The organism is Amycolatopsis sp. A133 (assembly GCF_031082405.1).
Lineage (GTDB): Bacteria > Actinomycetota > Actinomycetes > Mycobacteriales > Pseudonocardiaceae > Amycolatopsis.
The window spans coordinates 156,816-182,000 of record NZ_JAVHJU010000043.1 but is presented as its reverse complement, the minus strand read 5'-3'; the positions used below and the strand labels follow the sequence as shown (position 1 = coordinate 182,000).

Genomic DNA, 25,185 nt, shown 5'->3' with positions numbered 1-25,185 from the left:
GTGCCCGCAGTTGCAGCTTCGCCTCGAAGGGGTCGCGCGAGAAGTCGATTTCTGTCCTGGATTTGTCGAGTTTTGCGTGGCTGACCGAGCGCAAGTCCGAGTCTCGGGTGCTCAGCAACGTGCCGTCGGCCAGAGGTCGAGCATCGCGTACACCCTGCCATCGCGACCGTTGCCTGTCCGGCAGGTGCTTCAGCCGCTCGGTGTCACCAGAGGCAGGACACCTGACATTTCGGACGCCTGCCTCCGAAATCGGCGTCGACTTTCACCGCAGCTAGCTCGGCCTCGCGTCCCACACCGCGTCGAGGGGGCCCGGCAGCCGCAGCTTCCAGCCGTGGGGTGCCAATTGCCAGCCGGGGGCCGGCTGCACGCTGGGGAGGTGCTCGAACAGCACCTCCAGCGCGGTGCGGGCCAAAGCGGGGACCAGCGCGGACGCCGGGCAGTGGTGTGGTCCGGTACCGAATCCGAGGTGACTGCGGACCTCGCGACGCAGGTCGAACCGGTCCGGCTCGGTGAACACCGCCTCGTCGCGGTTGGCCGAGGCGACGGCCGCCGCGATCGTGCTGTCCGCCGGGATCTCGCGTCCCCCCAGTGTCGTGGTGCACCTCGTGCGCCTGCCCAGCACACCGACCGGGCCGCTCCACCGCAGCGCCTCGGACACCGCCGCGCCGAGCAGCGCGGGGTCGTCGCGGACCGCGGTGAGCTGGGCGGGTGACGACCACAGCGCCGCCAGCGTCCAGCCCGCGAGCCACCCCGGCTCGACGACGCTCAGGGCGAGGTGCTTGAGCACCGGCACCACGTCGGCGTCCGGCCGCGGGTCGCCGCGCGGCCGGTGGGCGTGCAGCAGGCGGGAGAGCACCGACCCGTCCGGCTCGGCCCGGAGCCGCCGGACGACCGCGGTCAGGGCGGTGTCGGCGGCCAGGTCCGCGGTGGCGGCCGCCTGCGCCGCCGGGTCACGGCCGAAGTCGTTCGCCACCCCGGTCAGCAGATTTCCCCAGCGGCGCAGCGTTTCCGCGCCACTGCCCCGGCCGAGCCCGAGCAGTTCGGCCACGGCGATCGCCGCGACCGGCTCGAAGTAGTCCGCGGCGAGGTCGGCTCGGCCGGCGGGGCACACTTCGCCGGCGACCCCGCGCGCGACCGGCCGGGCGACCGCGTCGACGAAACCGCCGACTCGCCGGGCGCCGAAGCCGGGCCGCAACGCCTCCCGCACGTCCCGGTGGGACTCGCCCTCCCGCATCAGCAGCGGCGTCCCGCCGCACACGTCGAGCATCGGTGAGCCCGGCTGATCGGTGGTGAACCGCGCCACGTCGGTCAAGACCCGGTGGACGTCGTCCCAGCCGGTCACCAGCCACTGGCGGACCTCGGGTATCCAGCTCACCGGCTCACTCCGGCGCAGCCGTGCGTAAACCGGGTAGGGGTCGGCCTCGAGTTCGGCGACGGCGACCACGGCGTCAGTCCTGGAACGTCAGCGCGGTCGCCACCTCGGGCAGGGGGAACGGGTGGCTCGTCAGCCGTTCGGTGTGCTTGAGGAGGCTTTCGAGGAACCTCTCCGCGAGGTCGAGGGTGAACCCCTGCCGGCACACCACGCGGATCACGTCCACGTGCTCCAGGTCCGGCGGCAGGCTGTAGGCGGGCACGTGCCAGCCGTCGCCCTTGAGCGCTTCGGACAGGTGGTACACGGTGAAACCCACCTCTTCCGGGTCGCGCAGGCGGAACGCCACCACCGGCAGGTCCTCCCCGTCGGCGAGGACGTCGTACGGTGCGATGGCCCGGATGCCCGCCGCGACCTGCCGCGCGACCTCCTGGCACCGCTGCGCGATCAGCTGGTAGCCGGCGAGCCCGTTGCGCAGGAACTGGTAGTACTGGGCGATCACCCCGGAAGCCGGGCGGGAGAAGTTCAGCGTGAACGTGGGGTGGTGGCCGCCGAGCACGTTGCAGTCGAAGATCAGCGACGCCGGCAGGTACTCCGGGTCGCGCCACAGGCACCAGCCCGCGCCGGGGTAGACCAGGCCGAACTTGTGGCCGGACGCGTTGATCGACACCACCCGTGGCAGCGCGAAGTCCCAGGCGAAGTCGACATCGAGGAACGGTGCGACGAAGCCGCCGCTCGCGGCGTCCACGTGCAGCGGCACGTCGATGCCCCGGCCGGCCGCCACGCCGTCGAGGGCGGCCGCGATGTCGGCGACGGGGTCGTAGCGCCCGTCCTGCGTGCTGCCCAGGACCGCGACCACGCCGATCGTGTTCTCGTCGACCGCGTCCGCGGTCAGCAGCGGGTCCAGGGTGGTGCGGCCCGGCGCGAGCGGCACCATCCGCGCTTCCACGTCCCAGAAGTTGCAGAACTTCGGCCAGCAGACGTGGACGTGGGTGCCGAACACCATGTTGGGCCGCCCGGCGCCACCCCGTTCCCGCCAGCGGCGCAGCATCGCGAGGCCGGCGAGCATGGCCGCCTCGGAGCTCCCGCTGGTGGAGCAGCCGACGAACGAGCCGTCGTCGTCGTGCCACAGGTTCGCGAGCGCGTTGATGCACTCCTGCTCGATGAGGGAGCTCGCCGGGTACTCCTCGCGGTTCATGAGGTTGATCGACGCGGTTTCGGCGTAGATCCGCTCCAGTTCCGGCTCGGCGGCGGTGGTGCAGAACGTGGCCAGGTTGAGCGCCGCCCGCCCGTCGAGCAGGAGCCGGGACCGCACGATGCCGGCCGCGACGCCCGCGGGCATCGGGTTCTCCGCGAGCCGCCCTTTGGGCACGACGTCCTCGTCGATCCGCTGCGCGAACAGGGGAGCGATCTGCAGATCGCGGTCATCGGTGATCACGCGCTGCAAGCTCATGGTTACCTCCGGGGCTTTCGAGGAACAAGGCGAACGGTTTCGGCATCCGGCACGGTCCTCGTCGATCCGGATCGGCAGAAGACGACCTCTTCGGATCGTGGCAGGTCGGCGGGAGGCAAGGGAACAGCACCGGCGACGCACAACCCGGACGGGTCGGCGTCAGACCTCGTTGGCTGACCGCGGCTCTCACGTACCGTTCACGCGGCCCGTTTCGGCCGCTTCGGAGGTCACGAACGGCCCAACCCGGATCACCCGGCCGTGCGTTCGCGGATCGGCCGGGCCCGGGGCGGTGCGTAAGTCCTATGTGGACTGTCGGTGGTGCGCTCGGATCGCGGTCAGCGGCGTCCGGTGGCCAGGATGACGAGGAACTGGCCACCGCCGGCCTCGATGCCGGCGGTGACCGGCAGCCCGGGTACCAGCCGGGAGAACCGGTCCACGAGCCAGTCCGCCGCTTCCTGGGCGTCCGTCCTGGTCGGACACCGGGCCACCAGCTCCCGGCCCCCCTTGCGCTCCAGCCGCCCGGCCACGGTGATCAGCGGCGCGGGCTCGACCACGTGCAGGCGCTCCGGCCAGGCGATGACCACCTTGACCGCGCCCTTGCGGCTGTTGCGCCCGCGGTGCGCGAGCCGCTCGGCGACCTTGGCCTTCCGGTCGGCGGTCCGGCTGTCGACGCTGGGCCCCCGCGGGTCGTTCACCGACATGCCGGGGTCGACCGGCTCGTCGCACACCCAGCACCGCCAGCCGTCGCGCTCGGCCACGTCATCGAGAAGGCTCACCCGGGCAACCTAGCCTGCCCGGCCACGGCACCGCACGCCGCACTCACCCGCGCGGCTCACTCGAAGCACTCGAGGCTCCGGCCGGTGCCGGCGGTTCGCGGTCGCCGGGCGGCCCGGACCGGCTCAGGGCACGGAGAAGCAGGGTCGCGTCCGCGTCGGCTGTCGTCATCGCCTCTCCCGATACCGCTCCTTCCGCGGCGCGCGCGAGGATCAGCCCGGTGAACAGCCGTGTCGCGGAGTCGGGGGAGACGTCGGCGGCGGTCTGGCCCCGCGCGATCGCGCGGTCGAGGATTTCGCGGAGGTGCCTGGAACCTCAGCGCGCAGCTGCTGGGAATCGAGTGGTAGGGCACGCTGCGGCCCCTGCTCCGGACGGGTCTTGAAGTGGGCGCTCAGACGGCCCGGGCGTGCTCGATGAGCAGGTCGGCGAAGGCGTCCGGCCGGTCGATCGGGGTGATGTGACCGCAGTCTTCGAGCCGGCGGGCGGGTGGCCGCGCCGAGCACGCCGCCGCCGATGGCGAGCGTCGGCGTCGTCAGTCGCTGGTCCTGCGCCCGGTTTCCGCTCCATTTGCCGTGGCCGGCAGGTCCGTGGCGATGCCTGGTAGCTGCGGACGGCGGGTGTGCTGTCGCCCAGCCCGTGCAGGTCCGGCGCGATGGCCCGGAAACCTGCGGCCGCCGGCCGGGGTGCGACGTCGTGCCAGCTCGCGCGGGTCTGAGGGAAACTCCGGCCGGCGAGCTCCGATGGGCGTCACTGCTCGGTGATCTTGGGGTTCGGTCCGAGGGCGGGAGTGGTCGCGGTCCAGCTGGCGAGGAGGTCGATGGCCCGGCGCGAGGGTGATCCGGGTTCGGTGGTGTAGACGAACAGGGTGGTCTCGGGGTCGCCGGGAAGGGTGAGGGTTTCGTACTCGACGGTGAGGTCTCCGACGAGGTTGTGGCGGAGACGTTTCGAGCCGTGGGTGCGCTGGTGGACGCGGTGTTGTTCCCACCACTGGCCGAATTCGCAACTGCGCTCGCGCAGTTCGGTGACGAGCTCGGTGGTGGCGCGGTCGTCGGGGTTGCGGCCGACTTCGAACCGGAGGCTTTCGACGGCGGCACGGGCTTGGTCGGGCCAGTCGAGGAAGAGGGCCCGGGCGCCGTCGTCGAGGAACATCCAGCGGGCGTAGTTGCGGTGGGCGGCGGGGAGCTGGTCGAAGTCGGCGAAGAGGGCTTTGGCCATGCGGTTGGCGGCGAGGATGTCGGTGCGGCGGCCGAGGATGAGGGCGGGCTCGCCGTCGAGGGCGTCGAGGAGCTGGTAGAGGCCCGGGCGGACGCGTTGGACCTCACGGGTCCGGCGCGGAGTGGGTGTGGAGGTCAGCCCGAGGAGGTCGTTGAGGTGGGCGCGTCCGGCGGCGTCGAGGCCGAGGGCGCGGCCGATGGCTTCGACGACGGCGGCGGAGGGAACGATGCGGCGACCTTGTTCGAGGCGGGCGTAGTAGTCGGTGGACACGCCGGCGAGGCGGGCGACTTCTTCGCGGCGGAGGCCGGGTACGCGGCGGACGCGACCGTCGGGGGGCAGGCCGGCCCGGGCGGGGTCGATCTGGCTGCGGGCGCGCCGCAGGAAATCGGCCAGTTCCTGGTTGGTCTTGGGCACGGGTTCGAGTATCCCCGAGCTGGCGCGGTCCTGGGTGGACCGGCGAGTCCTAGGTTCCCCGGACCGCGCCTCCGCAGGGCGCGAGATGGGCCCCAAAACGGGCTTGCGGTGGGCGAATCTTGAAGCACGCCACCACGGGAACACCCCCGGAGGCGCATCGCCGAAATCGTGAGCAAAGGACGACCATGAGTTTCCCGACTGATCGACCCGCGACCTGGTTCGTGACCGGCACTTCCCGCGGTCTGGGCCTGGAGCTGGTCACGCAGCTGCTCCAGCGTGGCGACCAGGTCGCCGCGACAACCCGTTCCACCGAGCGGCTGCTGGCCGCCCTCGGCGACCGCGCCGACACTTCGCGGCTGCTCCCGCTGACCGTCGACCTGCGGGACGACGAGCAGGTCCGGCAGGCTGTCCGCCAGGCCACGGAGCGGTTCGGCGGCCTCGACGTGGTCGTCAACAACGCCGGCTACGGCTATCTGGCCGCCGTGGAGGAGACGAGCGCCCGCGAGGTTCGCGACATGCTCGACGTCCAGGTCGCCGGGGTGTGGAACGTGTTGCGTGCCACGCTGCCGGTGCTTCGCGAGCAGAAGAGCGGCCATGTGGTCAACGTGTCGTCGGTGCTCGGGCTGACCGCGGTTGCGGGCTGGGGTCTCTACTGCGCGGGCAAGTTCGCGCTCGAGGGCCTCACCGAAGCGCTGGCCCAGGAGATGGCCGGCTTCGGCGTCGAGGTCACCATCGTCGAGCCCGGCTACTTCCGCACCGATTTCCTCACCCCCGAATCGCTCTCACTGCCCGCCTCGACGACGGACGCGTACCCGGATCTGCGTGAGATGACCGAGAACCACCTGAAGCTGCAAGGAAACCAGCTGGGCGACCCGGTCAAGGGCGCGGAGGCGATCATCCAGCGCGTTGTCAGCGGCGAGGGCCCGCTGCGCCAGCTGCTCGGCTCGGACGCCCACGCCTACGCCACCGCGAAGGTCGACGCCCTGCGCGCGAACCTCGAGGCCACTGCGCAGATCGCCGGCGCCACCGACTTCGCCGACGCCTGAGCCAACCCGCCACCGGAAAGGAACAATCGTGAGCAAGATCCTGATGGTCATGTCCGCCGCGAGCGTCTGGGAGCGCACCGACGGCTCGGAATACCCGACCGGGTACTGGGCCGAAGAGGTCGCTGCGCCCCACGAGAAGTTCGTGCAGGCCGGCTTCACCGTCGACTTCGCTTCCCCGGGCGGTGTTTTGCAGCCGCTCGATGCCCACAGTGCCGACCCGGAGATCGCCGGCCCGGACTGTACGCACTACGTGGAGCACGCCGCGCGGGCCCTGAGTGAGTTCGGCCCGCTGCTCAAGCTGGCCGAGATCAACATCGACGACTACGTCGCCGTGGTCATCCCCGGCGGGCACGGTCCGGTGGTCGACCTCCACCAGGACCGTGACCTCGGCCGCCTGCTCACCGAGGCGGACGCGGCGGGCAAGATCATCGGGGCCGTGTGCCACGGCCCGGCCGGCCTGCTGTCCGCTGTGGACGAGAACGGCAAGTGGCTGTTCGCGGGCCGCGAGATGGCCGCCTTCACCGACGAGGAGGAGGAAAGCTTCGGTACTGCGGAAGGTGCTCCGTGGCTGCTGGCCGGCACGCTGCGCCAGAAGGGTGCGAAGCACTCCGGGGGACCGGCGTACCAGGCGTACAACGTGCGGGACCGGAACCTCTTCACCGGCCAGAACCCGGCCTCCAGCGCCCCCATGGCCGAGGCCATGATCGGCGCGCTCAAGTAGCGAGGAAGGGGCGTGGAAACCGTGGTTGCCTCTCTGTCTCGACCCGATGTCGTTCACCGGGTGGAGAAGGGCTTGTTCATCGGCGGTCGATGGCGATCGGCATCCGGCGGGGAGAGCTTCCTTCGGAAAGGCCCACAGGATTTCGTCGCTGCCGATGATGCCGGCGTTGTTGCCGGTGTGCAGTCCTCGCACGTTGGTCTGGGCCATGTCCCACTTCGTGCCCGCCTCGGCGAAGCACCGCGGGGTCCAGGGCGCGGACGCGTTCGGCTGGCCGATTTTCAGCCAGAGGTAGTCCCCGGCGCCGAACGATCTGTTCCACGACACGAGCAGTCGAGCGGGTTGGGCTCCAATCTGCACCTTTGATCATCGCTCTCTTCCCGAACGACAACCGGGGGCGGGCGCCGGTTGCGGCCTGGCGAAAACTGTCGGACCTCCGTGGCATGATCGCGGCGATCGATCCGCTGCCCGTCCCGGAGGTCTTCGTGCCGTTCGCTGAAGAACTGATCGGTGTCGCCACCGTGCGCGACCTCGCTGCGGCCTTGCGCGTCGTGGCGCCGCGGTCGAAACCGGCCGCTGTCGTCGCGGCGGAAACGGCCATCGCACCGCTGTCGCTTCGGGAGCGCAGTGATCTGCTGCGTGACGCGCTGCTCGAGGACCTGCCGGGCGACTACGCTTCGTTCGCCGCGGTCATCCGGTCCGCGGCCGAGCGGGCGCCGACGTTCACCGGCTGGCTGATCTGGCCGGTCACCAGCGCCGTCGCGGTCAAGGCGATCGAACAGGGCGGCACCGAAGCGTTCGACGACGCGCTCTCGCTGCTGGCCGACCTCACTCACCGGCTGACGTCGGAGTTCGCGCTGCGGACGCTCCTCGACCACGACCTCGGCCGCGCGCTCGCCACCATCACCGGCTGGACCGGCTCGGACAGCCCCGACGTCCGGCGGCTCGCGTCCGAAGGAACCCGGCCGATGCTGCCGTGGGCCGCGCGCGTGCCGGGGATCCTGGCCGAGCCGAAGGCGACGCTGCCGATCCTGAACGCGTTGTACCGCGACGGCAGCGAGTACGTCCGGCGGTCGGTCGCCAACCACCTCAACGACATCAGCCGCCGCGAGCCGGAGCTGGCGGTGGCGACCGCGGCGGACTGGCTGGCCGAACCGGGCGAAGACTCCGCGGCCATCGGGAAAACCGTGCGGCACGCGCTGCGCACGCTCGTCAAGCAGGGCCACCCCGGCGCCCTCGGCCTGCTGGGGTTCGCACCCGCACGCGTCGACGTGACCGGGCCGCTGCTCTCGGCGGACGAGGTGGAGATCGGGGCAGCGCTGACCTTCGCGGCCACCGTGCGCAACCTGGCCGCCGAGCCCGTCTGCCTGGCGATCGACTACATCGTCCACCACCGCAAGGCGAACGGCACCACCGCCGGCAAGACGTTCAAGCTCGCCACCCGGGTCCTCGGGCCAGGGGAGAGCTGCGACCTGAACCGCGAGCACTCCTTCCGGGTGATCACCACCCGCCGCTACCACCCCGGCGCGCACGCGCTGGAGCTGCAGATCAACGGCGTCCGCTTCGGCCGCGCCGGCTTCGAACTGCTTGCGGCTCGCTAGCCGCGGCACGCGCCTCGGCTCGGAGTGCCCGGCCGGCCCTGCGCCGACGACTTGATCGAATGCGGCGAGACGGTCACCCCTTGGCGGTGGAACCGCCTTCTTCGCGACCGGTTCGCTGCGGCGCGACCGGTACCCAGCGCCGGCCCTTCCCGTCGCCGGCGATCTGCCCGGCGGTCGGCGGCGGGAAGTGGGTGCCCAGCACGAGGGTCCCGGTCCCGGCGAGCGAGGCGAGCAGGCGGCGGCGGGTGCTCTCGGCGAGGACGGGGTCGATGTCGGCGCAGCTGGTGATGTCCGGGCGGGGCACCTGGACCGGGTGGTGCACGCAGTCGCCGGTGATGAGCGCCGTCCGGCCGGCGCTGTCCAGCTGCACCGCAACGTGTCCGGGGGTGTGGCCGGGAGTGGGCAGCAGGCGCACTCCGGGCGCCACCTCGGCGCCGTCCGCGGGGACGTCGACGAGGTCCAGCAAACCCGCCTCCTCGATCGGCAGCACGGAGTCGCGGAACATCCCGCGCCGGGGCTCGTCCATCTCGACGCCGGCCCAGAACTCCCGCTCCGCCCGGGAAACCAGGTAGCGGGCGTTCGGGAAGGTGGGCACCCAGCCGCCGCCGACCGTGCGGGTGTTCCAGCCGACGTGGTCGGTGTGCAGGTGGGTGAGCACGACCAGGTCGACCGACTCCGGGGCGAACCCCGCTTCGGCGAGCCGCTCCAGGTAGCCGGTGCGCAGGTCGTGCCAGGCCGGGTTCGCGCGCTGCTTGCCGTTGCCGATTCCGGTGTCCACGAGGATCCGCTTCCCGCCGGCCGAGACGGCGAAGCTGTGGCTGGCCAAGCGCAGCACGCCGTCGTCCCCGGCGAAGTCGGGCCGGAGCCAGTCGTGGCCGTCGACGACGTCCGGGGTCGCGCCGGGCAGCAGCCAGGGGCCCGTGGCGGGCGGCAACAGCACCTCGTCCACCCGTCGCACGGTGAACTCGCCGATCGTCCACGTCGGAACGGCCATGCCTTCCTCCCACTAAAAGCAACTTGTTTGCGTTAGTCCACTGTAGCGCTTAATCTCGCCTAACGCGAACTCTTAGCTTTTGGAGGTAATCATGTCCGACCTCACCCCGGCGGAAGCGGCTCGCTGGGCCGCCCGTGCCGGGTTGACCCTTCCCCCCGAGCGCCACGACGTCGTGGCCGCCACCGCCGACCACATCCACTCCGTCGTCTCCGTCCTGCGGGAGCTCGAGTTCGGGGACACGACGCCGTTCGCGTGGAGGGATCCCGATGCGACCGCATGAACTGAGCCTCGCCGCCGCCTCGCGCGCACTGCACGCCCGCGAGCTGTCCCCGGTCGAACTCCTCGACTCCGTGCTGACGCGCCTGGCGGAGGTCGAACCCCGGCTCAACGCCTACGTCACCGTGGCCGCGGACCGGGCGCACGCGGCAGCTCGACGGGCCGAGCGCGAGATCGCCGCGGGCGAGCTTCGCGGGCCGCTGCACGGAATCCCGGTGGGCCTCAAGGACGTGATCGACGTCGCCGGCCTGCCGACCACGGCAAGCTCACGCGTCCGGGCGGACCACCGCGCGGACGCCGACAGCGTGGTCGCGGCCCGGCTGGCCGCCGCGGGGGCGGTGCTGGTCGGCAAGACCCACACCCACGAGTTCGCCTACGGCCTGGTCACCCCGCAGACCGGGAACGCGCGGGCCGGCGGGCGGATCGCCGGAGGTTCCAGTGGCGGGTCGGCCGTCGCCGTGGCGGCGGGCACCGCGACCTTCGCACTGGGCACCGACACCGGCGGCTCCATCCGCGTGCCGGCCGCGCTGAACGGGGTCGTCGGCCTGAAGCCGACGTACGATCTGGTGCCCCGCGACGGCGTGGTTCCGCTGTCCTGGTCGCTGGACCACGTCGGTCCGCTGACCCGCACGGTCGAGGACGCCGCGCTCGTCCTGCCCGCGCTGACCGGAGGGGCACCGGCCACGGTGGACGGCGACCTGGCCGGGCTGCGCGTGGGCGTACCTCGCAACTACTACTTCGAGCACGTGCACCCCGAGGTGGAAGCCGCGGTGCGGCAGGCGGTCGAGCGCCTGGCATCGCTCGGCGCGCGGCTCGTCGAGGTGGAGATCCCGATGACGCGTTACATCCAGGCGATCCAGTGGGGCTTGATGGTCCCGGAGGCCACCGCCTACCACGAGCGGACGCTGCGCACGGTCCCCGAGCTGTACACCGCCGACGTCCGCGTGCTCCTCGAGGCCGGCGAACTGCTGCCCGCCGGGGACTACCTGCGGGCCCGGCGCGCCCGCACACTCATGCGGCGGGAGTGGCTGCGCATGCTCGAGGAGGTCGACGTGCTCGCCGCCCCGGCGGTCCCGCTGACTGCCGTGCCGGCCGGGCAGGAGACGGTCACCTGGCCGGACGGCACGGCGGAGAGCGTGCCGGACGCCTACGTCCGGCTGTCGGCTCCCGCCAACATCGCCGGTGTGCCGGCGCTGACCGTGCCGGCGGGTACTGACCGGGCCGGGCTGCCCATCGGGCTGCAGCTGCTGGGACGGCCGCTGGAAGAGCCACTGCTGTTGCGGGCCGGGCACGCCTGGGAACAGTCGCTCACGGTCACGGGAAGCTGAGGAGCTCGCCGGCGAGCGCACGCGCGCACCCGTCGAGAAGGGCTTCCCCCTTGGCGGCCGTGGCGGCGCGTGCGTCCCCGGCGACACCCGAAGGTGTGATGCGCTCGAACGGCGTCGGGCGGTACACCGGCACCGGGTCCTCCGGCTGCAGGGCGATCGCCGGGCCGGCCGCCTCGGCCACCAGCTCCCGGCGCACCAACTCGGGGAACGCCGCCAGCATCATCGAGGTCTCGCCCTCACAGGCGTGCATCAGCTGGTTCTGGGTTTCGAGCGTCTCCGCGATCGCGGCGGCACCGGCGGTGAAGTAGCTGGTGACCGCGATGGGGGTGCCCAGTTCGGCGGTCAGCTCGCCGGCCAATGTGTGCAGGGCGGTCGCGTTGCCGCCGTGGCCGTTGACGAGCAGGACGCGACGGAACCCCGCCCGCAGCACGGACCGGCACAGGTCCCGCAACAGCGCGTGCAACGTGGCCAGCGAAAGGGTCAGCGTGCCGCCGAAGGCCATGTGGTGCTCGGCCAGCCCGCACCACACCGAAGGAGCCACGACCACCGGGACGCGCGCACCGGCCAGCGCGGCGGCACGGAGGCAGACCTGGGTGGCGAGGAAGTCGTCCACGCCGGTGGGCAAGTGGGCGCCGTGCTGCTCGGTGGACCCCACCGGCAGCAGCACGAGCGCGTCCCGGTCCGCCAGCTCACGCAGCTCGGGTGCGGTCAGGTGGTTCCAGCGGTAAGGGGACATGCTACCTCCTTAAGGCTAATGTTTAGCTTTAGTGAGGATAAGACGGGCTTGCGCTAGAAGCAACATGTTTGCTTTAAGCTGAGGAGATGAGCCGGAAGCCGATGGTGCGCCCGGGCGGCCGCAGCGCCCGCGTCCAGGAGGCGGTGCACGCGGCCGTCCGCGATCTGGAAGCCGAAGCCGGGCGTGCCGCGCTGACCGTGCCCCGGATCGCCGCACGCGCCGGGGTCACGCCGTCGACCATCTACCGTCGTTGGGGAGACCTGCACGAGCTGCTTTCCGACGTCGCCGTGGAACGGCTGCGGCCCGAAGCGCCGCCCGAGGACCGCGACACCCTCGCGGCCGACCTGGAGGCGTGGGCCGAGCAGTTCCTCGACGAGATGTCCTCACCGCCGGGGCGCGCCTACATCCGGGACGCGCTGCTGGGCGACTCGGACGGAAGCAACGCCGGCCGGTGTTCGGCGTACGCGGCCGGCCAGATCGAGGTGATCCTCGCCCGGGCGGCCGCACGCGGCGAGGACGCTCCGGAGGTGGAGACGGTGCTCGACCGCGTGGTGGCGCCGATGATGTACCGCATCCTGTTCCGCCCGGATCAGCTCGATGCCGCCTACGCACGCCACCTGGTGAGCGACCTGCTCGGTTGAGTGCGCCCGGTGCGGCAAGCCGCCCGCCGAGGATCAAGTGCTGGGTGAGAGAGTCTCACGCCCTGAGGTCCAGGTCCGGTTCCGAGGTCCTGCGCGCCCAGGACGGCTGCTATTGATCTTCGGGGCCACCCGGTCGCTCTCGCCTGAAGACGAGTGGCAGCCGGCGCAGCACGTCACCCATGAGCTTCACGAAGTTGCGCTCGCTCAAACGATCGTCCGCGCGTAGTTGAAGGGCTCCCACGACCGAAATGAGCAATACGGCGCCGATGATCACGACCGGCAGCGCCCACAGCGCGAGGATCCGTGCCACGGCCAACAGCAGAGTTGTGATCACCACAACCGCGGTGAGGTAGAACAGGCCGGAGAACCAAGGCGACCGCAGTCTCGAGATTTCTCGTCGAGCCAAAGCTTTCGACAGGTGATCGGTTACGGCCTGGACTTCCTCGGCATGGCTACCGAAGACGTGAAGCTCGGTCGCCCCATTCCGGCCGAAGGAGAGCCGGACGCCGCAAGTCGGGCAGAAACCACCTGGTTCCTCATCGGTCACGCCGGCACTACGGCAATAAGGGCAGTACGACCTACCGCGACGCGCCTGCTCCGGCTCAGGTGACATCGCCCCATGATGCCGGATTCGGCCCGCATCCAGCACGGCTGGACCTGCCGGGCGACGCCGGCTATCGCCTGCCGGCCTGGACGCGCTCGAGCGGCAGCACATCCAGCGCTGGACCGGTTTGCTGCTGCCCCCGGAAATGCTGGGCTCGCACGTCGGTGCGCCGACGGCGCACACCACCGGCCGCACGCACACCCTCGACTTCCGCGCCGGCACCGCGTTCTTCGGGCACTTCGGCATGGAGTGGGACCTGACGTCGGCGAGCGAAAGCGATCTCGCCGAACTCACGGCGTGGATCGCGCTGCACAAGCGGTTCCGGCCGCTGCTGCACAGCGGCACCGTCGTCCGCAGCGACCACCCCGACCCGGCGCACTGGCTCCACGGCGTCGTCGCTCAGGACCACACCGAAGCGCTCTTCGCCTTCGTCGCCCCGCAGATCGGCGCCTGGGCCCCGCCCGGCCGCATCCGGCTGCCCGGACTGGCCGCCGGGACCCGCTACACCGTGCGGTTCCTCTCCGCCGTGGAGCGGGGGCGGCCGGCCGAGGGAGGCGAGCGCGGTGATGACCGCCGGGGAGACGACCACCGCCACCGCGGCGACGGCCGGGCGCTCCAGCCGCCGCCCCACGAGTTGGCCGCCATGGCGCTGGCGGCGTGGGGATCAGCGGTGCCGGGCGCCGCCGTCGACGTGGACCGTTTCGCCCGTCACCCATCCCGCGCCCAGGAGCCACCGGGCGGTGTCGGTGACGTCCTCGAGCGTCCCGATCCGGCCCGCGAGGGAGGCCGCGGCGGCACTGTCGTACAAGGCGCGGCGACGCTCGTCCGGAAGCCGGTCCCAGGTGCCCGAGTCGGTGATACCGGGCGCGATGGCGTTGACCCGCAGCGGCGCGAGCTCGACGGCCAAGTGGGTGACCAGGGCGGCCAGGGCCGCGTTCGCCGTACCTTTGACGACGGTGCCGGACTTCGGCTTCCAGCCCACGATGCCGGAGAAGAACAGGAAGGATCCGCCGGCGGGCATCCGCGGGGCGAAGTGCTTGGCCAGCAGCAGCGGGCCGACGACTTTGGTGGAGAACGCGGTTTGGATCTTGTCGTGTTCCAGGTCGGGCACCGGCACGTCGTGGTGCGCCGACGCGGTGGAGATCACGTGGTCGAAGGCGCCGAGCGACTCCGCGGCCCGCGCGATGGTGGCCTCGTCGGTGACGTCGATCCGGACTTCGGGGCCGGACCGGGTGGCGACGACGACGTCGGCGCCGTCCTGCCCGGTGCGCCGGACGATCTCAGCGCCGATACCGCGGGCCCCGCCGACGACCAGGATTCGCTTGCCTGTCAAGTTCTCGCTCATGATCGCGACGGTATAGATTTGCTACCGGTATCTTCAACGCTACCGGGAGGACCCCCGTGGGCAAGGCGTACAACGTCATGGCGGCGACGTGCCCGAGCCGCACCGTGCTGCACCGCATCGGGGCGCGGTGGACGGTGTTCGCCGTCAACGCCCTGGAGGACGGGCCGATGCGGTTCACCGAGCTCAAAGCGCATATCCGCGGGATCACCCCCAAAGCCCTCACCGAGACGCTGCGCGCCATGGAGGCCGACGGCTTGCTCGCCCGCACCGACCTGGGCGGCAACCCGCCGCACGTCGAGTACGCCCTGACCGAGCTCGGCCGTTCCCTGCTGGTTCCGCTGCGTGCCGTACGACAGTGGGCGGAGACGCACGTCCCGGACATCCTCGCTGCGCGCGAACGAGCCGGCGCCGGGGAAGCGACAGGCTGATGCTGTCCGGGCCGAACCCGGTCAACCGGCCGGGTGGCCGCCGTAGGTGCGGATCTTGTACTCGGTCGTCTCCAGCGCGAGGGTCAGCTCCCGCAGCTGCTTCTTGATGCGGGCGCGCTGGTCGGCCATGATGCGCGAGCGTTCGGGGATCGTGCTGTCACCCCGGTCGGCCAGCTCGATGTACCGCTTCAGGTCCTGCATGGTCATGCCGGACAGGCGCATCCGGGTCAGGAACACCAGCCGGCGGAGGTCCGGCGCCGAGTACGCGCGGTAGCCGGCGGCGTTGCGGGCGGGCCGGACGAGCCCCTGCTGCTCGTAGTAGCGGAGGGTGTGCGGGGTCAGCCCGACGAACTCGGCGGCTTCGGCGATCCCCAGGGGCGCCGCCAAGTCGTCGATCACCGAGTCGTCCAGCAGCCCGTGCACCGCTTCGGCCGCCGAGACCGCCGGGGCGTCGTCGGCGGCGAGGATGCGTTCGACGAGCAGTTCGGTGGACATGGGCAAAATCGTAGTTCAGAACGCGCGTACGGCGGGGGGCATGCCGGGGAAGTCGGCCGACTCGCTGACCGAGGCCCACTTCCCGACGTCCTCGAGCGAACGCCGGTAGCCGCGGGTGAGGTTGCGGACGGCTTCCGCACCGAGCGGCAGGCGCAGCGGCGCGTCTTCGGCCGCCAGCACGTCGCGGATCGCGGCGGCGGCCCGCACGGGGTCGCCTTCCTGAACGCCGTCGGCCTCGGCCAGGTTCGCCCGCACCGCGCCGATCACCCCGTCGTAGTTCGCGTCCTGGCGGGTGGTGCGCAGCACGCCGGACGCGTTGAACTCCGTCCGGAACCGGCTGGGCTCCACGATCAGCACCCGGACCCCGAACGGCGCCACCTCACCCGCCAGGGCCTCGGACCAGCCTTCCAGCGCGAACTTGCCTGCCGAATAGCTACCCACCGCGGGGAACGACATCCGCCCGCCCTGGCTGCTCATCTGCACGATCGCGCCCGACCCGCGCGCCCGCAGGTGCGGGAGCACGGCGCGCACGTAGGCGGCCGGCCCGAACAGGTGCTGATCGAGCATGTCCCGCAGCTCACCGTCCGACACCTCCTCCGAGGCCCCGACCTGACCGGCGCCGGCGTTGTTGACCAGCACGTCCACCTGGCCGAACACGGTCAGCGCCCGCTCCACGACCGCGGCGGCGCCGTCGACGTCGCGCACGTCGTGTTCCACGGCCAGCAGCCGGTCGCCGTAGCGCGCCTTCAGGGCCTCGAACCGTCCGGTCCGGCGCGCGGTGCCGGCCACGCGTTCCCCCGCTTCCAAAGCGACCTCGGCCAGTGCCAGGCCGAGCCCCGAGGTCGCACCGGTGATGAGCCACGTCTTGTTCTTGCTCTCCGTCACCACCACGACGCTAGAGATTCGAGCGCGCTCGAAGGCAACCCCGGATCCGCGCGGGGTTACGGCGCACCGGGTATTGCGTGAGTGTCATGCCCGGAGCCGTCGGCTCGGCCGAGGCCTGACCGCATCTCCGGCCTGTGAGGACGGCCACTGTGTCGGGAAGCAACCGCCGTGGGTACGAGCAACGAGAATGCGCGAAGGAGGGAGGGGTGTGTCCGACGGATGGGGACGGCTGGTGTCCGCCGCGGTCGTCGCGGCGGCGGCGTTCGGGCTTTTCCTCGTCGCCGAGCACGTCTTCCGCCGGGTGATCCGGCGGCTGGGACGGCGTTCCGCGGTCTTGGCCGAGTTGACGGTGCACGCCCACCGGCCGTTTCTGTGGTTCGCCGCGGTGGTCGCGGTGCGCAGCGCCTGCACCTTCGGCCTCCCGGAGGGGCCCTGGCGGGGACCGGTGGACCACGGGCTCGGGCTGGCGTTGATCGGGGTCGGCGGGTGGCTCGTCGCCGGGGTCCTCACGTCGATCGAGCGGGCAGCGTTGTCGAGGCTGCGGGTCGACGTCCCGGACAACCGGCACGCCCGCCGGTTGCAGACGCAGGTCACCCTGGTCCGCCGGATCACCGTGGCCGGCGTCGCGCTGCTCGCGCTCGGCGCGATGCTGATGACCTTCCCGATGGCGCGGGCCGCGGGCACCAGCCTGCTCGCCTCGGCCGGCGTGGTGGGCGCGGTGGCGGCGCTGGCCGCGCAGTCCCTGCTCGGCAACGTGTTCGCCGGGATGCAGATCGCGTTCAGCGATGCGATCCGGCTCGACGACGTGGTGATCGTGGAGAACGAGTGGGGGCGCATCGAGGACATCACGCTGACGTACCTGGTGATCCACCTGTGGGACGACCGCCGGCTCGTGATGCCCACGTCCTACTTCATGTCCCAGCCGTTCGAGAACTGGACTCGCCGGGAAGCGGAGCTTCTCGGCACGGTGGAGCTGGATCTGGACTGGTCGGTACCGGTGGAGGAGATGCGCGAGGAGCTGCGCCGGATCCTCGGTGACACCGACCTCTGGGACGGCCGGGTCAGCGTGCTGCAGGTGACCGACGCGGTGAACACGCTGATCCGCGTGCGTGCGCTGGTGAGCGCGGCCGACGCGCCGACGCTGTTCGACCTGCGCTGCCTGGTCCGCGAACAGCTCGTGAAGTGGGTACGCCGGGCACATCCGTACGCTTTGCCGCGCCTGCGCACGGAACAGCTGCAGGCATCTCCGGTCCCGAAGTCCGCGGATCACTCGCCCGGCCAGGACGCCCGCCTCTTCGGCGACAGCGCCGACGGCAGGACCCGGGAACGCACGTTCAACGGCCGGTGACGGATGCCCAAGCCGAACACACGATCGCCGATCTCCACGCAACGCCTGTGCGGGCACCCCGGTCGCCGACCGGGGTGCCTCGACGGTGGGGAGCCCGGCTAGCCACCCAACGCGACGTGGAAGATCCTCTCGTTGCTGTTGCCGGGGATGCTGTCCTTGTCGCCGTTGTTGGTCGTGGTCAGCCACAGGCCGCCGTCGGGTGCGGGCTCGACCGTGCGCAGCCGTCCGTAGGTGCCGTTGAAGTACGCCTGGACGTTCGTCAGGTCGCTGCCGCTGATCACCTCCCGGTACATCCGGGTTCCGCGTTCGCAGGCGACGTAAAGCACGTCGCGGACGATGGCGATGCCGGAGCAGGAGCCTTCCGCTGTCGAGTACGTCCGCTTCGGGGCGATGAACCCCGCGGTGCCGCACGTCCCGGAGGTGCCTTCGCACGCCGGCCAGCCGTAGTTGCCGCCCCTGGTGATCAGGTTGGTCTCGTCCATCACCGCGTTGCCGAACTCCTGCTCCCACAACCGGCCCTGGGAGTCGAACGCCAGCCCCTGCGGGTTGCGGTGGCCGTAGCTCCACACGTAGTTGCCGAACGGGTTGTCCGACGGCACGGTGCCGTCCGGGTTCAGCCGCAGGACCTTGCCGTTGAGGCTGGCCTTGTTCTGCGCGTTGTCGCCGTTCTGGGCGTCGCCGGTGCTGGCGTACAGCTTGCCGTCGGGCCCGAAGCGCAGCCGGCCGCCGTTGTGGAACTTGTTGCGCAGCAACCCGCTGAGCAGGACCTGCTCGGTGCCGAGCTGGTCGTTCTCCAGCTTGATCCGCACGATCCGGTTGTCGGACGGCGAGGTGTGCATGATGTAGAGCCAGTGGTCACCGGCGAACCCGGCCGAGACGGCCAGACCGAGCAGGCCGCCCTCGCCGTCGGTGTTGTCCACCCCGGGGACCGTGCCCACCGACGTCTTGGCCCCGGTGGCCGGGTTGAGGTGGACGATGTCGTGGGCGTCGCGCCGGGTGTAGAGGATCGTGCCGTCCGGCAGGGTCACCAGGCCCCACGGGATGTCGGTGTCGGTGGCGATCTGCGTCACCGCGCACACGGAGTCGCCGCAGGCCGCGCCGGTGGTCACGGTTGTGGTCGCGCTGGGCGCCGACACGTTCGCCTGGGCGTCCCGCGCGACGACGTGATAGGCGTAGCTCGTGTTCGCCGCCAGCCCGCTGTCGACGAAGGTGGTCGCGGGCGGCGCGGTGGCCGTCCCGGTGACGGCGCCGACCTTCGCCCCACCGCGGTAGACGTCGTAGGCGCGGACGCCGATGTTGTCCGTGGCCGCGGTCCAGTTCAGGGTCACCGTCGTGCCGGACGCGCTGCCGGCCAGCTTCGTCGGCGCGCTCGGCGCTTGCGTATCGGGCTGGCACTGCGGCGGCGTGATCGGCACCGTGGCACTGGCCTGCGAGACGTTGCCCGCGGCGTCCCGCGCGTTGACGTACAGGCCCCAGGTCACGCCGCCGACCACGGTCAGGCTGGTCGACAGGGTGCTCACCGACTTCATCAGCTGACCGTCGTGGTAGACGTCGTAGAACGCCACGCCCACGTTGTCGGTGGCGGCGTTCCACGAGAACGTCACGGCGTCGCAGACCAGGTCGCTCACCCGGGGGTCGGCCGGCACGCTCGGCGGCTGGGTGTCGCCGAGGGACGTCCGCCACTTCTGGTTGCCCCCGCCGTTGCAGGTGTACAAGCCGACCAGGGTGCTGTTCGCGGTGCCCGCCCCGGTGACGTCCAGGCAGAGACCCGACTGCACGCCCGTGATGGAGCCGTCGGCGTTGATCCGCCACTTCTGGTTGGCGCCGCCGGTGCAGGGGTAGATCTGCGCGTCGGCCGGGGACGTGGTGCTCGCGCCGGCGACGTCGAGGCACATCGCGGCGTCGTACACCCGCAGCTCGCCCGCCGTCGTGAACGTCCACGCCTGGTTGGCCTGCCCGTTGCAGTCGTAGATGTTGACGCGCGTCTTCGCCGCGGTGCTGTTGCCGACGACGTCCAGGCACCGCCCGGAAGCCACGCCGATCACGGTCGAGCCGGTGGCGGCGGCCGCGGTGGTGGCGGTGGGTGCGACCAACGCGGCGGCGGCGATCACCGCGGTCAGGAGACCGAGGCGGCGGACGTTCGAGGAGAACATGCTCCTACCTATCGCAGGCCCGCGCCCGGACGTCAAGACTTGTCCGGCTGCCTGTCCGCTCAGTGAGCGCTTGCCGTTGTACGGTGTTTCATATATCAGATCGGATTTCGGGAGGTCTGGTGGAACTCACCCGTCGTCAGGCTCTGGCGATCAGCGCGGCCGGCGTGGCCGCGGCGGGATGGCCGACGTCCGGAGCCGCTTCGGCGGCCGGAACCGGGCCGGTGACCGAAACGCTGCTCCTCACCGGCAGCGACGCCGACCACACCGTCGACTGGGACTTCCAGGTCACGGCCGGCCGGCGCGCGGGGGAATGGGCCACGATCCCGACGCCGTCCAACTGGGAGTGCCACGGGTTCGGCAGCTACCACTACGGCGGGGATCTCGTCCCGGCGGAGAAGGGCCACTACCGGCATTCGTTCACACCACCGGCGTCCTGGGCCGGCCGCCGGATCTTCCTGGTGTTCGAGGCCGCCATGACCGACGCCGACGTGCGGGTCAACGGGGTCTCGGCGGGGCCGGTGCACCAGGGCGGCTTCTACCGCTTCCGCTACGACGTGACGCCCCTGCTGCGGCTCGGCGAGCCGAATCTGCTGGAAGCGACCGTCAGCAAGGAATCGGCCGACAACTCCGTGAACGACGCCGAGCGCCGCGGCGACTTCTGGAACTTCGGCGGGATCTTCCGGCCGGTCTCGCTGGAGGCCTACCCGGCCGCCCGGATCGACCGCGTCGCGATCGACGCCCGCGCGGACGGGACTTTCACCGCCCAGGTCGCGCTCGCGGGCGTGCCCGCGGCGGGCCGGCTGACCGCGCGGCTGCGCCGGCTCGACGGCACGGCCGTCGGCGCGGCCTTTTCGGTAGCCGTGGCGAGCGGCGCGACCAGCGCGACCGTGACCACCACCACGGACCGGCCACCGCTGTGGACGGCCGAAACGCCGAACCTCCACCAGGTCGAGCTGACGCTTGCGAGTTCCGCCGGCGAGCCGTGGCACAGCACCGTCGAGCGCTTCGGGTTCCGCACGATCGAAGTCCGCGCCGGTGACGGCGTCTACGTCAACGGGAAGCGGATCGTCCTCAAAGGAGCGAACCGGCACACCTTCTGGCCGACGTCGGGCCGGGCGTCGAGCCCGCGGCTCGCCCGGCTCGACATCGGGCTGATGAAGGACATGAACATGAACGCCGTCCGGATGTCGCACTACCCGCCGGACGCGTTTTTCCTCGACCTCTGCGACGAGCTCGGGCTCTACGTCCTGGACGAGCTGACCGGCTGGCAGCGCCGCTACGACGAGGGTGTCGGCGCCCCGCTGGTCAAGGCCCTGGTGGAGCGCGACGTCAACCACCCGTCGATCCTGTTCTGGGACAACGGCAACGAGGGCGGCTGGAACACGGCGCTGGACGACGACTTCGGGCAGCACGACCCGCAGCGGCGGCCGGTGCTGCACCCGTGGACGACGTTCGGCGGCGTCGACACCAGTCACTACCAGACCTACAGCAGCACCGCGAGCAAGGTCGCCGGCAGCACGATCTTCCTGCCGACCGAGTTCTTGCACGGGCTCTACGACGGTGGGGCCGGGGCCGGCCTGAACGACTACTGGAAACTCATGGGCGGGTCGCAGCGCTCGGCGGGCGGCTTCATCTGGGCGCTCGTCGACGAAAGCGTCGCGCGCGACGACCGCGGCGGGGCCCTCGACACCAACGGCAGCCGCGCTCCCGACGGCATCCTCGGCCCGTACCGCGAAAAGGAAGCCAGCTTCTTCACGATCAAGGACATCTGGTCGCCGGTCCAGCTGGCCAGTCCGGCCTACTACGACGCGGTTTTCCCCGTGTCGTTCGACAAGACCGTGAAACTGGTCAACCGGTACGACTTCACGAACCTCCGGCAGTGCCGGTTCACCTGGCAGCTGCTGGCTTTCCCCGTGCCCGGCGCGGGAACCGGCCACCAGGTCCTGTCCCAAGGCGAGGCCGGCGCGCCGGACGTCGCTCCGGGCGCCACCGGCGCGGTGACGCTCGGCCTGCCCGCCGACTGGGCCGCCGCCGACGCGCTGCGGCTGAGCGTGACCGACCCGGCCGGCCGGAACGTCGCCGGCTGGACGTGGCGCGTCCGCAAGGCACCGGACTTCGCCGCGCGCCTGGTCAAGCCGGCGACCACGGGCAGCGTCACCGCGACCGAGACCGCCGCCGACGTCGTGCTCGTCGCCGGCGCCACCCGGGTGACCATCGGCAAGGCCGACGGGCGGCTGACCGGCGTGCGCCGCGGCAGTACGCCGGTGTCGCTGGCCAACGGCCCCGCGCCGGCCGGCGGAGCGGCCACGCTCACCGCGTTCAGCCACTTCCGCGACGGCACCGGCTGGGTCGTGCAGTGCGACTACCGCGGCGACCTGACCTCCGTGCGCTGGCGCCTGGACGCGAACGGCTGGCTGCGGCTGGAATACCGCTACCGCGCCACCGGCGACCACGACCACCTCGGCGTGAACTTCGACTACCCGGAGGCGAACGTCCGGGGCCTGACGTGGCTCGGCGACGGGCCGCACCGCGTCTACAAGAACCGGCTGCGCGGTGTGCAGCCCGACGTCTGGACCAAGCCGTACAACAACACCGCCACCGGGGCGAGCGAGTTCGCTTACCCGGAGTTCAAGGGTTACCACGCGCGAACGTGCTGGGCGGTACTGGACACCACCGAGGGCGCGGTCACGGTGGTCGCCGCGGAGGAGGGCCTGTACCTGCGGCTGTTCACCCCGGCCGTGGGCCCGGACCCGCAGAACGCCGTGGTCACCTACCCGGCCGGCAACGTCTCGCTGCTCGACGGCATCGCGCCGATCGGCAACAAGTTCCACGGCGTCGCGGCGCTGGGCCCGGAGAGCCGGCCCAACGCCGCCACCGGCGACTACCACCGCACGGTGTACTTCCGCTTCGACGGGTGAACTCAGCGTGCCGACGACTCCGACGCGGCGCGGAGGATCCAGGTGTGGAACTCCACCGCGAAGTGCTCCAGGTGGTGCTCGACCACTGCCGGGCCGCACGAGGCAGCTCCTCTCGCTCGGGCACGGTTCCTGCACGAAGCCGACCGTACGACCGACCGCGCGAAAACTCAACGCTTGTGGAGAAAAATGCGGTGGCCGTTACACTCGCCGCATGACCGCGCAGGATGAGGCGCCGGCGACGGGGGTCCGTCGCGGCCGCAAGCCCGGACCCGGCAGTACCCGGCAGGCCGTGCTCGACGCGGCGAGAGCGCGGTTCGCCCGTGACGGCTTCGCCGGGACCACGATCCGCCGGATCGCCGCCGACGCCGGGGTGGACGCCTCCCAGGTGATGCAGTTCTTCCGCTCGAAGGACGACCTGTTCGCCGCCGTCATGGCCGTCCCGGCGTCGGCGCTGGAACGGTTCGAAACGGCTTTCGAGGGGCCGGACGAGCACCTCGGCGAACGCGTGGTGCGCGCTTACCTGAGTGCGTGGGAGGGCAGCGCCGAGGAGTCGGAACCCCTGATGGCGATGCTGCGCGGCGCGGTCGGCAACGAGAACGCGTGCGTGCAGCTGCGCGAGTTCATCCAGTCCCGGTTGCTGCACGGCGCCGGAGGCGGTGGCGATGCGATGCTGCGCGCCGGCCTGGCCGCGGCGATGCTCGTCGGCATCGTCACCGGCCGGCGGATCATCGGGGTGCCGGTGCTCGTCGCCGCCGACACCGAACAGATCGTCGCGACCGTCGGCCCCGCGATCCAGCAGGTACTCGCCGGCACCGCGCCGACCGGCTGACGGCCTCACCCGGCGTCCGGCCGGTGTCCGCCCGCTCGGCCGGAGCCGGTACGACCCCGAAGGCGCCGTACATCCCGGCGAGCGGGTCGCCGATGGGCACACCGACATGAGCCCGGCCTCTCCCTGGGCTGCGCGAACGGTGCTGCCTGCAGGATCGCCGCAGCTCCAGAGCGTCACGTGTGGACAGTCAACGGGCGGCGACGCCACCGACACCAAAACCATGAACGTGCCGGTGGACGTGCCGGGAGGCGCATCCCGCGTCTTGCTCCAGTTCGACGACGACGCCGGAATCACCCGCGCCGAGGAGCTCCAGCTGCGCCCGTGACCACGACACCGCACCCGGTTCGGCCGAGCCGGCGGGCCGCGGAGCACAGCTGCGAAGTTGTTCAGCCGAGTGGGGGTCTGTCCCGCGCGACGATGTCAGCCGGGCGCGGCCCCCGAAGCTGCCGAGCAGCCCGGACACCGACCGCCTCGGCTACCGCCGACCGGTTCGGGAACTGATCGCTCGGCGGCGACATCCCCCGCAGCGGCCTGACTCACTCACCATGGTCCGCGACCCAACGGGGTACAACGCCCGACCGGCTCCGGGCAGCTCAGGGACACACCTCCCGCAGGCGTTCGAGGTGCGCCAAGCCCGAAAGAACCTCCTCCGCCGGCAAACCGAAGTCGATCAGGCACGCGACTTCGTCCGCTCCGAGGTCCGCCAGCCGGCCCACCACCTTCTCGGCCTTGTCCACCGAACCGAGCAGGCCGACGTTGTCGAAGTAGTGCTCGAACGTCCGCTCCACCAGGAACTCGATCTCGTCCGGCTCGAGGTCGCCGGGACCGTCCGACGACAGGATCAACCCCAGTGAACTGCGCATGTACGCCGTCAGCGAGGGGCGGACCTGTTCGCGGACTGCTTCGTTGTCCTCGCCGAGGAACGTGTGGACCATCACCACCACGTGGCCCGGCCAGCCGTGGGCCTCCGTCGCGGCCTTCCGGTACTCCACCACCTTTTCGGCCAGCTGGTCCGCGCTCTGCCCGATCAGGTGGGTCAGCAGCCCGGCGCGGATGCGGCCCGCGCTGCGGAACGTCTCGACGTCGCCGACGCTGGTGATCCACACCGGTACCTCGGCCTGCACCGGCGGTGGGTACGACCGGACCTTCGCGGGATTGCCCTCTCCGTCTTCGGCGTCGATCGGCTCTCCGCGCCACAGCGCGCGGACCTGCTCGATGCGCTCGTACATCACCTTCCGCCGGTCCGCGTACGCCGGCGGGTTCAACGCGAAGTCGGCGGCGTGCCACCCGGACGCGAACGACACCCCGGCGCGGCCGCGCGAGATGTTGTCCACCACCGCCCACTCCTCGGCGATCCGCAGCGGGTGGTGCAGCGGGGCCACCACGCTGCCGGCGCGGATCTTGACGCGGCTGGTGACCGCGGCGATCGCCGCGCCGGTCACCGAGGGATTGGGGTACGTCCCGCCGAACGGGTGGAAGTGGCGTTCCGGGGTCCACACCGCGTGGAACCCGTGCTCGTCCGCGAACCGGGCGCCGTCGAGGAGCAGGCGGTAGCGGTCGTCCTGCACGGTCCCGCTGTCATCGGCGAAGTAGAACAGGCTGAAATCCATCGTTC

22 protein-coding genes and 1 pseudogene are annotated in these 25,185 nt (G+C 71.4%); 11 read left to right on the top strand and 12 right to left on the bottom strand.

Annotated features, from left to right (window positions below; all coding sequences use genetic code 11):
- Nucleotides 1-271: 271 nt before the first annotated feature.
- From Q5425_RS27885 to Q5425_RS27870, 4 genes are all read right to left on the bottom strand, one after another.
- Complete coding sequence (locus Q5425_RS27885) at nucleotides 272-1,444, bottom strand: cytochrome P450 (RefSeq protein ID WP_308675284.1); 1,173 nt, start codon at nucleotides 1,442-1,444, stop codon at nucleotides 272-274.
- Between the two features lie 4 nt (nucleotides 1,445-1,448).
- A complete protein-coding gene (locus tag Q5425_RS27880) occupies nucleotides 1,449-2,822 on the bottom strand; it encodes a glutamate decarboxylase (protein ID WP_308675283.1) in 1,374 nt (457 codons plus the stop codon).
- Between the two features lie 335 nt (nucleotides 2,823-3,157).
- Nucleotides 3,158-3,598, bottom strand: coding sequence for a hypothetical protein (locus tag Q5425_RS27875; protein WP_308675282.1), 441 nt, complete (start codon nucleotides 3,596-3,598; stop codon nucleotides 3,158-3,160).
- Between the two features lie 745 nt (nucleotides 3,599-4,343).
- Nucleotides 4,344-5,225, bottom strand: coding sequence for a helix-turn-helix transcriptional regulator (locus Q5425_RS27870; protein WP_308675281.1), 882 nt, complete (start codon nucleotides 5,223-5,225; stop codon nucleotides 4,344-4,346).
- Between the two features lie 185 nt (nucleotides 5,226-5,410).
- Between Q5425_RS27870 and Q5425_RS27865 the strand changes: the two genes are divergently transcribed.
- The 3 genes from Q5425_RS27865 to Q5425_RS27855 all read left to right on the top strand — a co-directional run bounded on the left by Q5425_RS27865 (nucleotide 5,411) and on the right by Q5425_RS27855 (nucleotide 8,590).
- On the top strand, nucleotides 5,411-6,271 hold the full coding sequence (locus Q5425_RS27865; RefSeq protein ID WP_308675280.1) for an SDR family NAD(P)-dependent oxidoreductase: 861 nt from the start codon (nucleotides 5,411-5,413) through the stop codon (nucleotides 6,269-6,271).
- Between the two features lie 28 nt (nucleotides 6,272-6,299).
- Nucleotides 6,300-6,992, top strand: a complete 693-nt coding sequence (locus tag Q5425_RS27860) for a type 1 glutamine amidotransferase domain-containing protein (RefSeq protein ID WP_308675279.1) — start codon at nucleotides 6,300-6,302, stop codon at nucleotides 6,990-6,992.
- 359 nt (nucleotides 6,993-7,351) lie between these two features.
- Nucleotides 7,352-8,590 (top strand): DNA alkylation repair protein, encoded by a 1,239-nt coding sequence (locus tag Q5425_RS27855; RefSeq protein ID WP_308675278.1) that lies wholly within the window; start codon nucleotides 7,352-7,354, stop codon nucleotides 8,588-8,590.
- 73 nt (nucleotides 8,591-8,663) lie between these two features.
- Here the strand turns inward: Q5425_RS27855 and Q5425_RS27850 are convergent, their stop codons facing one another.
- Nucleotides 8,664-9,584 carry an MBL fold metallo-hydrolase gene (locus Q5425_RS27850; protein ID WP_308675277.1) on the bottom strand — a complete coding sequence of 307 codons (921 nt, stop codon included), beginning with the start codon at nucleotides 9,582-9,584 and terminating at the stop codon, nucleotides 8,664-8,666.
- A 91-nt stretch (nucleotides 9,585-9,675) separates the two neighbouring features.
- On the opposite strand from Q5425_RS27850, the gene Q5425_RS27845 reads away from it, so the two are divergent.
- Nucleotides 9,676-9,864 (top strand): hypothetical protein, encoded by a 189-nt coding sequence (locus tag Q5425_RS27845; RefSeq protein WP_308675276.1) that lies wholly within the window; start codon nucleotides 9,676-9,678, stop codon nucleotides 9,862-9,864.
- Nucleotides 9,851-11,188, top strand: a complete 1,338-nt coding sequence (locus Q5425_RS27840; protein WP_308675275.1) for an amidase — start codon at nucleotides 9,851-9,853, stop codon at nucleotides 11,186-11,188. Before Q5425_RS27845 ends, Q5425_RS27840 begins: the two co-directional genes overlap by 14 nt.
- Here Q5425_RS27840 and Q5425_RS27835 read toward each other — a convergent pair.
- The gene (locus Q5425_RS27835) at nucleotides 11,175-11,924 is read right to left on the bottom strand and encodes a creatininase family protein (RefSeq protein WP_308675274.1); all 750 of its coding nucleotides are present in this window, start codon (nucleotides 11,922-11,924) and stop codon (nucleotides 11,175-11,177) included. The genes Q5425_RS27840 and Q5425_RS27835 overlap by 14 nt on opposite strands.
- 86 nt (nucleotides 11,925-12,010) lie before the next feature.
- Here Q5425_RS27835 and Q5425_RS27830 point away from each other — a divergent pair, with 86 nt between their 5' ends.
- Nucleotides 12,011-12,565: a TetR/AcrR family transcriptional regulator gene (locus Q5425_RS27830; RefSeq protein ID WP_308675273.1), complete on the top strand. Its 555-nt coding sequence runs from the start codon at nucleotides 12,011-12,013 to the stop codon at nucleotides 12,563-12,565.
- A 109-nt stretch (nucleotides 12,566-12,674) separates the two neighbouring features.
- Here the strand turns inward: Q5425_RS27830 and Q5425_RS27825 are convergent, their stop codons facing one another.
- Nucleotides 12,675-13,112: a hypothetical protein gene (locus Q5425_RS27825; protein ID WP_308675272.1), complete on the bottom strand. Its 438-nt coding sequence runs from the start codon at nucleotides 13,110-13,112 to the stop codon at nucleotides 12,675-12,677.
- 202 nt (nucleotides 13,113-13,314) lie between these two features.
- Here Q5425_RS27825 and Q5425_RS27820 point away from each other — a divergent pair.
- Nucleotides 13,315-13,452 (top strand): annotated as a pseudogene (locus tag Q5425_RS27820) (alpha-galactosidase); the annotation flags it as partial.
- 381 nt (nucleotides 13,453-13,833) lie between these two features.
- Here the strand turns inward: Q5425_RS27820 and Q5425_RS27815 are convergent.
- On the bottom strand, nucleotides 13,834-14,514 hold the full coding sequence (locus tag Q5425_RS27815) for an SDR family oxidoreductase (RefSeq protein ID WP_308675271.1): 681 nt from the start codon (nucleotides 14,512-14,514) through the stop codon (nucleotides 13,834-13,836).
- Between the two features lie 56 nt (nucleotides 14,515-14,570).
- Here Q5425_RS27815 and Q5425_RS27810 point away from each other — a divergent pair, with 56 nt between their 5' ends.
- Complete coding sequence (locus Q5425_RS27810; RefSeq protein ID WP_308675270.1) at nucleotides 14,571-14,942, top strand: helix-turn-helix domain-containing protein; 372 nt, start codon at nucleotides 14,571-14,573, stop codon at nucleotides 14,940-14,942.
- 21 nt (nucleotides 14,943-14,963) lie between these two features.
- Here Q5425_RS27810 and Q5425_RS27805 read toward each other — a convergent pair whose 3' ends face one another.
- Nucleotides 14,964-15,437, bottom strand: a complete 474-nt coding sequence (locus Q5425_RS27805; RefSeq protein WP_308675269.1) for a MerR family transcriptional regulator — start codon at nucleotides 15,435-15,437, stop codon at nucleotides 14,964-14,966.
- Between the two features lie 15 nt (nucleotides 15,438-15,452).
- Nucleotides 15,453-16,322, bottom strand: coding sequence for an SDR family NAD(P)-dependent oxidoreductase (locus Q5425_RS27800; protein WP_308675268.1), 870 nt, complete (start codon nucleotides 16,320-16,322; stop codon nucleotides 15,453-15,455).
- 208 nt (nucleotides 16,323-16,530) lie between these two features.
- Here Q5425_RS27800 and Q5425_RS27795 point away from each other — a divergent pair, with 208 nt between their 5' ends.
- Entirely contained in the window at nucleotides 16,531-17,670 is a 1,140-nt protein-coding gene (locus Q5425_RS27795) for a mechanosensitive ion channel domain-containing protein (protein ID WP_308675267.1), read from the top strand.
- A 98-nt stretch (nucleotides 17,671-17,768) separates the two neighbouring features.
- Here Q5425_RS27795 and Q5425_RS27790 read toward each other — a convergent pair whose 3' ends face one another.
- Complete coding sequence (locus Q5425_RS27790; protein ID WP_308675266.1) at nucleotides 17,769-19,823, bottom strand: PQQ-dependent sugar dehydrogenase; 2,055 nt, start codon at nucleotides 19,821-19,823, stop codon at nucleotides 17,769-17,771.
- A gap of 119 nt (nucleotides 19,824-19,942) precedes the next feature.
- On the opposite strand from Q5425_RS27790, the gene Q5425_RS27785 reads away from it, so the two are divergent.
- Nucleotides 19,943-22,741, top strand: a complete 2,799-nt coding sequence (locus tag Q5425_RS27785) for a glycoside hydrolase family 2 TIM barrel-domain containing protein (RefSeq protein WP_308675265.1) — start codon at nucleotides 19,943-19,945, stop codon at nucleotides 22,739-22,741.
- Between the two features lie 211 nt (nucleotides 22,742-22,952).
- The gene (locus Q5425_RS27780; protein ID WP_308675264.1) at nucleotides 22,953-23,570 is read left to right on the top strand and encodes a TetR family transcriptional regulator; all 618 of its coding nucleotides are present in this window, start codon (nucleotides 22,953-22,955) and stop codon (nucleotides 23,568-23,570) included.
- A gap of 593 nt (nucleotides 23,571-24,163) precedes the next feature.
- On the opposite strand, the gene Q5425_RS27775 is transcribed toward Q5425_RS27780, so the two are convergent.
- Nucleotides 24,164-25,180 (bottom strand): MupA/Atu3671 family FMN-dependent luciferase-like monooxygenase, encoded by a 1,017-nt coding sequence (locus Q5425_RS27775; RefSeq protein ID WP_308675263.1) that lies wholly within the window; start codon nucleotides 25,178-25,180, stop codon nucleotides 24,164-24,166.
- Nucleotides 25,181-25,185 lie beyond the last annotated feature (5 nt).

Bases quoted from the DNA above. Each gene is read 5' to 3' on its own strand.
- Q5425_RS27880 (WP_308675283.1), bottom strand. From the start codon at position 2,822: ATGAGCTTGCAGCGCGTGATCACCGATGACCGCGATCTGCAGATCGCT.
- Q5425_RS27865 (WP_308675280.1), top strand. From the start codon at position 5,411: ATGAGTTTCCCGACTGATCGACCCGCGACCTGGTTCGTGACCGGCACT.
- Q5425_RS27850 (WP_308675277.1), bottom strand. From the start codon at position 9,584: ATGGCCGTTCCGACGTGGACGATCGGCGAGTTCACCGTGCGACGGGTG.
- Q5425_RS27845 (WP_308675276.1), top strand. From the start codon at position 9,676: ATGTCCGACCTCACCCCGGCGGAAGCGGCTCGCTGGGCCGCCCGTGCC.
- Q5425_RS27840 (WP_308675275.1), top strand. From the start codon at position 9,851: ATGCGACCGCATGAACTGAGCCTCGCCGCCGCCTCGCGCGCACTGCAC.
- Q5425_RS27835 (WP_308675274.1), bottom strand. From the start codon at position 11,924: ATGTCCCCTTACCGCTGGAACCACCTGACCGCACCCGAGCTGCGTGAG.
- Q5425_RS27830 (WP_308675273.1), top strand. From the start codon at position 12,011: ATGAGCCGGAAGCCGATGGTGCGCCCGGGCGGCCGCAGCGCCCGCGTC.
- Q5425_RS27815 (WP_308675271.1), bottom strand. From the start codon at position 14,514: ATGAGCGAGAACTTGACAGGCAAGCGAATCCTGGTCGTCGGCGGGGCC.
- Q5425_RS27805 (WP_308675269.1), bottom strand. From the start codon at position 15,437: ATGTCCACCGAACTGCTCGTCGAACGCATCCTCGCCGCCGACGACGCC.
- Q5425_RS27790 (WP_308675266.1), bottom strand. From the start codon at position 19,823: ATGTTCTCCTCGAACGTCCGCCGCCTCGGTCTCCTGACCGCGGTGATC.
- Q5425_RS27780 (WP_308675264.1), top strand. From the start codon at position 22,953: ATGACCGCGCAGGATGAGGCGCCGGCGACGGGGGTCCGTCGCGGCCGC.
- Q5425_RS27775 (WP_308675263.1), bottom strand. From the start codon at position 25,180: ATGGATTTCAGCCTGTTCTACTTCGCCGATGACAGCGGGACCGTGCAG.